Raw genomic sequence first — 5,959 nt, forward strand, 5'->3', positions numbered from 1 at the left:
CCGCTGCCGACCACGACCGAGACGTTGATGCGGACCAGCGGGCGGATGTCGCGCACGATCTGGCCGTCGCCGCGCACGATCTCGACATGCTGCCAGGATGCTGCCAGCGAGGCCGTCACCTGCCGCACGCGCGGATCCTTCGCGCGCAGCCAGCCGTCGATCTCCTGCAACAGCTTGGCCTTGGCCTCGAAGGACGGCGAGGGGATGGGGTTCTCGTCGCCATAGAGATGGCGGTTGGTACGGGCGGGTGCTCCGGCCAATGTGCCGGAATAGCCGCCTTTGACCGCCGAGACGGCGTCGGCCGCGCGCAGCAGGGAGGCTTCGGAAAGATCGCTGGAATGCGCATAGCCGGTGGCCTCTCCGGCCACGGCGCGCAGGCCGAAACCCTGATCGGTGTTGAAATTGGCCGTCTTCAGCCGGCCATTGTCGAACATCAGCGCCTCGCTTTCGCTGTATTCGAGGAACAACTCGCCGTCGTCGGCGCCCTTGATGGTCTCGGTGACGATCTCCTTGACGCGATCATCGGAAATATCGAATTGGCCGATCAGGCTGTTCATGGCAAATCCATTCGTGGAAACAAATCTTGCACCGGATGTAGGCGCGAAGCTGGCCTCAGACAATCGCTAACGAGTTGAAGCCGGCGATTGCGACGCCGTCACCTGCCGTTGACGAAGTCCTTGATGTTGCCGGCCATCGCGTTCCAGTTGGAGAACTGTTCCTCGAGATTGGCCCTGGTGATGCCGCCGGCGAAGCTGACATCCATCTTGAAGTTCGAGCCGTCGCCCGAATAGGCCTTCACCCAGCGGTATTTTGCGTTCCAGGCATTGGCCTGGTCGACGGTCAGCGGATCGGTGTAGCCGGTCGAGAACTGCAGCGACTTGCAGTTCTCGTGGTCTTCGCAGCCGTAGAAATAGATCAGGTATTTGACGCCCTCGACGCGGCCGGAAATCATCGGGTCGCCATTGTCGTCCTTGCCCATCCTGGCCGAGCCGAAGCCCTTGGCGATATCGAGAACCGTCGCGGGGTCCGGCGTCTGGAGGATTGCGGCATCCTCGGCCCGGGCCGCCGAGGCCACGTAGGCAAGCGCCAGACCTGCAATGGAAATGGATAACGTCGCGCGCATCAAGCCTCCTGGCCGTCAACCGCATCACCACCGCGCCTCAGCCTGAGGGGCGGCCGCTGCGCGTGGACGGCAAGATCAAGGTAGGGCGGCGAAGCCTTCCGCAAAGCCCTTGAGGTCGACGGGAATGCCGATGCCTTCTTCCGGCGTCTGGAAGACGATGAAGGTGGCCGAGGTGCCGCTCTTCAACGTGTCGAGCAGCGGCTTTTCGAGGATCACCTCGGCATAGCAGCCATCCTGGAAGCAGCGCACGAAATAGGCGCGGCCGATATCCTTGCCGTCGACATTGAGACCGAGGCCGTTGGGCAGGAGAACGCCGAGCGGCGCCAGCACGCGCAGGATCTCGGCCTTGTTGTCGGCGGTGCGCAGCACCACGACCGAAAGGCCCATTTCAGGACGATCCTCGGCGACGACATTCTGCATCATCACGCATTGCTCGGAGGTCGCTCCCGCCGGCGTATCGCAGATGATCGACCATGCGCCATGCGTCGACTTCACCGTGCCGCTGGGTGGCGTGGCGTTGTTCGGCGAGGCGGCGGCGCCAACGGCTATGCCGACGCCGAGCAAGGCGACGGCAAGAACGACCTTCGCCAAGGTTCTCGAAAGCCAGGAAGTCATGACGGCTCCATTGCGAATCACGGCACTTTAAGCTGCGCCCGGGCCAAGTAAAGGACGAGACCGTCGCCGGTGCGCCCCGATACCGGCAATTGCGTGCTTTTCCAAAGCAAATTCGCCCGAATTGGGGCCGCCCGGCATATAGCATGGCGAGCGCTGAACACGGCCTTCGGGCTGCGCGCAAAAATGCCGCACGGTTTCCTCCGCTCCTTTCTTGCGGAGGGAAAAAGAGTATGGTTTGAACCACCCAGGGACAGACCGGGATTCCCAATCCCGGCATCGTCCGCTATTGGTGCGACAAGATCGCGGGAAGTGGGAGACGAGAGGGCGATGAGGAAATTCCTGGCAAGCGCTAAATTCTTGGCAGGTACGGCAGCTTCGGCCGTGCTCTTCTCCGGTGCCGCGGCCCGTGCCGACCAGCCGCGGGAATGGGAGGTGAGCTTCCAGGCTCCGGCCACCGACATGATGCGGCAGATCGAGCGGTTCGGGAACTACACGATGTGGTTCATCGTCCCGATCACCGTTCTCGTGCTGGTGCTTCTGCTGGTCTGCATCGTTAAGTTCCGCGCCAGCGCCAATCCGGTGCCGTCAAAAACCAGCCACAACACGCTGATCGAGGTGATCTGGACCGTCGGGCCAGTGATCGTGCTCTTGCTCATCGCCATTCCCTCCTTCCAGCTGCTCACCGCGCAATATACGCCGCCGGAAGAAGCCAAGCTCACCGTCAAGGCGACCGGCAACCAGTGGAACTGGGATTACGAGTACCAGGTCGACAAGACCTTCTCCTTCAACTCGGCGGTTCTGCAGGATGGCGACCGCGCCAAGGCCGGCAAGGAGGATCGCGCCCTCTATCCGCGCCTGCTCGCGGTCGACAACGAGCTGGTTGTCCCGGTCAACACCACGACCCGCGTGCTGATCACCGCGACCGACGTCATCCACTCCTTCGCCGTGCCGTCCTTCGGCATCAAGATGGACGCCGTTCCCGGCCGCACCAACGAGACCTGGTTCAAGGCGGAGAAGGAGGGCCTCTACTACGGCCAGTGCTCGCAGCTCTGCGGCAAGGACCACGCTTTCATGCCGATCGCGGTCCGCGTCGTTTCCGATGCGCAGTTCAAGACCTGGCTGGAAACGGCCAAGACCGATGTGCCCGCCGCCAACAAGGCGCTGATGGCCGAGATCGATGGTACCAACAAGGTAGCGGCCGCCGGCAACTGATGCCGCGGGTTAGCAAGATTTAGGGAACGGAGCGGAACATGGCAGAGGCTGCAGCTCACGATCACGACGACCACAGGCCGCATGGCTGGGTCCGCTGGGTCTACTCGACCAACCACAAGGACATCGGCACGCTCTACCTGATCTTCGCGATCATGGCCGGCATCATCGGCGGCGCGCTCTCGGTCGCCATCCGCATGGAGCTGCAGGAACCGGGCATCCAGATATTCAGCGGTCTGGCGCAGATGGTCTACGGCATGCAGGGCGACGCCGCCATCGATGGCGGCAAGAGCATGTACAATGCCTTCGGCGCCGCGCACGGCCTGATCATGATCTTCTTCATGGTCATGCCGGCTCTGATCGGCGGCTTCGCCAACTGGATGGTGCCGATCATGATCGGCGCGCCGGACATGGCCTTCCCGCGCATGAACAACATCTCCTTCTGGCTGCTGCCTCCGGCCTTCATCCTGCTGCTCTCCTCGATGTTCGTGCCGAGCGCGCCAGGCGCCTTTGGTGTCGGTGGCGGCTGGACGATCTACCCGCCGCTCTCGACCTCCGGCCAGCCCGGCCCCGCGATGGACCTTGCGATCCTGTCGATCCACATCGCCGGCGCGTCGTCGATCCTCGGCGCCATCAACTTCATCACCACCATCTTCAACATGCGCGCTCCCGGCATGACGCTGCACAAGATGCCGCTGTTTGCCTGGGCCGTGCTGATCACCGCCTTCCTGCTGCTTTTGTCGCTGCCGGTCCTGGCGGGCGCCATCACCATGCTGCTCACCGACCGCAATTTCGGCACCGCCTTCTTCGTGCCGGACCAGGGCGGTGACCCGCTGCTCTTCCAGCACCTGTTCTGGTTCTTCGGCCACCCCGAAGTGTACATCCTGATCCTGCCGGGCTTCGGCATCATCAGCCACATCGTCTCGACCTTCTCGAAGAAGCCCGTCTTCGGTTATCTCGGCATGGCCTACGCCATGGTCGCGATCGGCGCGGTCGGCTTCATCGTCTGGGCGCACCACATGTACACGACCGGCCTGTCGCTCGACACGCAGCGCTATTTCGTGTTCGCCACCATGGTCATCGCGGTGCCGACCGGCGTGAAGATCTTCTCCTGGATCGCCACCATGTGGGGCGGCTCGATCTCCTTCAAGCCGCCGATGCTGTGGGCGCTGGGCTTCATCTTCCTGTTCACCATCGGTGGTGTGACCGGCGTCCAACTGGCCAATGCCGGCCTCGACCGTTCGCTGCACGACACCTATTTCGTGATCGCCCACTTCCACTATGTGCTGTCGCTGGGCGCCGTGTTCGCGATCTTCGCCGGCTGGTACTACTGGTTCCCGAAGATGACCGGCTATATGTACTCGCCGGTGATCGCCAACACCCACTTCTGGGTCACCTTCGTCGGCGTCAACCTGATCTTCTTCCCGCAGCACTTCCTCGGCCTCGCCGGCATGCCGCGCCGCACAGTCGACTATCCTGACGCGTTCGCCGGCTGGAACATGATCTCGTCCTACGGCTCCTATATCGCGGCCGTCGGCGTCGCGATCTTCCTTTACGGCGTGTTCGAAGCCTTCCAGAAGAAGCGCGTCGCCGGCGCCAACCCGTGGGGCGAGGGTGCCACGACGCTCGAATGGCAGCTGCCTTCGCCGCCGCCGTTCCACCAGTGGGAACAGCTGCCGAAGATCAAGTAAGGCAGCCCTATCACGAGATCGCCGGACAGCCGGCGGTCTTGGCCAACGGAATGATGGACTTTAAGTACGCATGGCCCTTGCCGACCACAGATTGATGAAGGACGCGGGCTTTCGCATCTCGGAAGCGACAGCGGGCGATTACTTCGCCCTGTTGAAGCCGCGCGTTATGTCGCTGGTCGTCTTCACCGCCTTTGTCGGCCTGGTCGCCGCGCCCGTCGCCATCAATCCGCTGATCGCTATGGTCGCCATCCTGGCAATCGCCATAGGCGCCGGCGCCTCCGGCGCGCTCAACATGTGGTACGACGCCGATATCGATGCGGTGATGACCAGGACGGCATCCCGCCCGGTGCCGGCGGGCCGCGTCACGCCAGGCGAGGCGTTGACCTTCGGGCTGGTCCTGTCGGTGCTGTCGGTGATGACGCTCGGCGTGCTGGTCAATTGGCTGTCGGCATCGCTTCTCGCCTTCACCATCTTCTTCTATGCCGTCATCTACACGATGTGGCTGAAGCGCTGGACGCCGCAGAACATCGTCATCGGTGGCGCCGCAGGCGCCTTCCCGCCGGTGATCGGCTGGGCCGCCGTGACCGGATCGGTCAGCCTCGAAAGCGTGATCCTGTTCCTGATCATCTTCCTGTGGACGCCGCCGCATTTCTGGGCGCTGGCGCTGTTCAAGTCCGATGACTACGCCCGCGCCGGCATCCCGATGATGCCGAATGTGGCCGGCCAGGCCCCGACGCGCCGGCAGATCTTTGCCTATGCGCTGATCCTGGCGCCGATCGGCGTGCTGCCCTGGGCGCTCGGCTATACCACCGCCGGCTACGGCGTGGTTTCCGCGCTGCTGGGCCTAGGCTTCGTCTGGTATGCCTGGAAAGTGCTGGGCATGGCTGACGGCGACCGCGCGATGAAGCCGGCCAAGGCGCTCTTCGGCTATTCGCTGCTCTATCTCTTCGCCATCTTCGCCGCCTATCTCGTCGACTGCGTGGTCGGGCGCGCCCTCGTCATGGGGGGGATATGATCGTGGCCGACAAGAAGATCGAACTGGTCACGCTCACCGAGCGCCAGCTGAAGGCGCGCCGCAATCGTTCCGCTGCCATCGGCTTGGCGCTGGCCGCTTTGGTCATCATCTTCTACGTCGTCACCATCGCGCGCTTCGGCCACCATGGCGCGAGCCTGACCGGCTCGGGTCTGTTCGGAGGCGGCTGATGGGCGGCGACGTGAGCAAGCCCCGCAAGGTGAACAACGGCATCGTCGCCGCGGTCTGCCTCGCCTTTTTCACCGGCATGGTCGGCATGGCCTACGCTGCCGTGCCGCTCTACAAGAT

General features: G+C 63.4%; 7 protein-coding genes and 1 pseudogene. 5 read left to right on the top strand and 3 right to left on the bottom strand.

What is annotated here, in order from left to right; genetic code table 11:
• From EOA24_RS24860 to EOA24_RS24870, 3 genes are all read right to left on the bottom strand, one after another.
• On the bottom strand, positions 1-557 hold a 557-nt coding region (locus EOA24_RS24860), incomplete at its 3' end, for a DNA gyrase modulator (RefSeq protein ID WP_281059895.1).
• Between the two features lie 98 nt (positions 558-655).
• The gene (locus tag EOA24_RS24865) at positions 656-1,123 is read right to left on the bottom strand and encodes a YbjN domain-containing protein (protein ID WP_126078561.1); all 468 of its coding nucleotides are present in this window, start codon (positions 1,121-1,123) and stop codon (positions 656-658) included.
• A 75-nt stretch (positions 1,124-1,198) separates the two neighbouring features.
• Positions 1,199-1,738, bottom strand: a complete 540-nt coding sequence (locus EOA24_RS24870) for an invasion associated locus B family protein (RefSeq protein WP_126078560.1) — start codon at positions 1,736-1,738, stop codon at positions 1,199-1,201.
• 327 nt (positions 1,739-2,065) lie between these two features.
• Here EOA24_RS24870 and coxB point away from each other — a divergent pair, with 327 nt between their 5' ends.
• The 5 genes and pseudogenes from coxB to EOA24_RS43255 form a co-directional block, all read left to right on the top strand.
• Complete coding sequence (gene coxB / locus EOA24_RS24875) at positions 2,066-2,950, top strand: cytochrome c oxidase subunit II (protein WP_126078559.1); 885 nt, start codon at positions 2,066-2,068, stop codon at positions 2,948-2,950.
• 38 nt (positions 2,951-2,988) lie between these two features.
• The gene (ctaD, locus tag EOA24_RS24880; RefSeq protein ID WP_042641760.1) at positions 2,989-4,638 is read left to right on the top strand and encodes a cytochrome c oxidase subunit I; all 1,650 of its coding nucleotides are present in this window, start codon (positions 2,989-2,991) and stop codon (positions 4,636-4,638) included.
• 70 nt (positions 4,639-4,708) lie between these two features.
• Positions 4,709-5,653, top strand: a complete 945-nt coding sequence (locus EOA24_RS24885) for a heme o synthase (RefSeq protein WP_126078558.1) — start codon at positions 4,709-4,711, stop codon at positions 5,651-5,653.
• The gene (locus tag EOA24_RS24890; protein ID WP_126078557.1) at positions 5,650-5,841 is read left to right on the top strand and encodes a hypothetical protein; all 192 of its coding nucleotides are present in this window, start codon (positions 5,650-5,652) and stop codon (positions 5,839-5,841) included. Before EOA24_RS24885 ends, EOA24_RS24890 begins: the two co-directional genes overlap by 4 nt.
• A pseudogene (locus EOA24_RS43255) lies at positions 5,841-5,959 on the top strand (cytochrome c oxidase assembly protein); the annotation flags it as partial. The gene EOA24_RS24890 and the pseudogene EOA24_RS43255, both read left to right, overlap by 1 nt.

The sequence above is a fragment of the Mesorhizobium sp. M2A.F.Ca.ET.039.01.1.1 genome (assembly GCF_003998035.1).
GTDB lineage: Bacteria > Pseudomonadota > Alphaproteobacteria > Rhizobiales > Rhizobiaceae > Mesorhizobium.

Bases quoted from the DNA above. Each gene is read 5' to 3' on its own strand.
- EOA24_RS24865 (WP_126078561.1), bottom strand. From the start codon at position 1,123: ATGCGCGCGACGTTATCCATTTCCATTGCAGGTCTGGCGCTTGCCTAC.
- EOA24_RS24870 (WP_126078560.1), bottom strand. From the start codon at position 1,738: ATGACTTCCTGGCTTTCGAGAACCTTGGCGAAGGTCGTTCTTGCCGTC.
- coxB (WP_126078559.1), top strand. From the start codon at position 2,066: ATGAGGAAATTCCTGGCAAGCGCTAAATTCTTGGCAGGTACGGCAGCT.
- ctaD (WP_042641760.1), top strand. From the start codon at position 2,989: ATGGCAGAGGCTGCAGCTCACGATCACGACGACCACAGGCCGCATGGC.
- EOA24_RS24885 (WP_126078558.1), top strand. From the start codon at position 4,709: ATGGCCCTTGCCGACCACAGATTGATGAAGGACGCGGGCTTTCGCATC.
- EOA24_RS24890 (WP_126078557.1), top strand. From the start codon at position 5,650: ATGATCGTGGCCGACAAGAAGATCGAACTGGTCACGCTCACCGAGCGC.